Source organism: Neisseria sp. P0001.S005 (genome assembly GCF_051963715.1).
In genome coordinates this window covers 1-788 of record NZ_JBQCTZ010000458.1, presented here as the reverse complement: position 1 = coordinate 788, position 788 = coordinate 1, and the positions used below count along the sequence as shown (strand labels likewise).

Below are 788 nucleotides of genomic sequence, written 5' to 3'. Positions count from 1 at the left end.
TGCGCCATATCTTTTCAGACGGCCAAAAAAAGCGGCGATACCTTTCAGTACCGCCAAAGCTGCTTTGGTGATAAAAAACTAAACTTTATTTGCTTGCACAGCGGAAGCCCAAGTTATTTAAAACATATTTGGACTGCAGGCTGGTGCGGATGCCGTAGCGTAAGAATGCAGCATAGTTGGACGGATCACTTGAGCCTACGGATGCGCCGCTACAGAACATTTGTGTGTTGGATGAGCCGGCAGAGAGTTGGCTGCTGTTGAAATCTTCAGTCCATTCCCAAATCAGGCCGTGCATATCGTATACGCCCCAATAGTTGGGTTTGTTTTTACCGATGTCGTGCAGGCCGTTGCGGCCGCCGTCTGCATACCAATCCAAGATAGTGCGGTTGTAGCCAGGCTCGGCAGAGCCGTCTTTTTGAGTGGCAGAAGCCAAGCCTGCAAACTCCCATTCGTCAATAGTCGGCAGACGTTTGCCTTTGGAAACGCAGTAGGCATTGGCGGCAAACCACGAAACATTGGTTACCGGGTGTTTGAGTTCGCTGGCTTTAGGCGCAAAACTGTTGCTGCCGTTTTTTACCCAATGTTTCAGGTAAGCTTTTTCAGCGTGTTTGGAGCCGATATTGCCTTTTTGCCATTGCGGATGTGTTTTCACAAATTCGGCAAATTCAGCATTGGTTACCGGATATTTGTCAAGCTGGAAAGGTTTGACTCTAATAAGGGAAGTTTCTTTTTTGAGATAGAGAGGACGGTAGCTGCCTCCTTCGATTTTTACCATTTCGGCAGCAAAT

General features: G+C 47.8%; 1 protein-coding gene. It reads right to left on the bottom strand.

What is annotated here, in order from left to right:
- Positions 1-85: 85 nt before the first annotated feature.
- A partial coding sequence (locus ACTHSP_RS21035; RefSeq protein ID WP_440346889.1) for a formylglycine-generating enzyme family protein occupies positions 86-788 on the bottom strand: 703 nt, incomplete at its 5' end.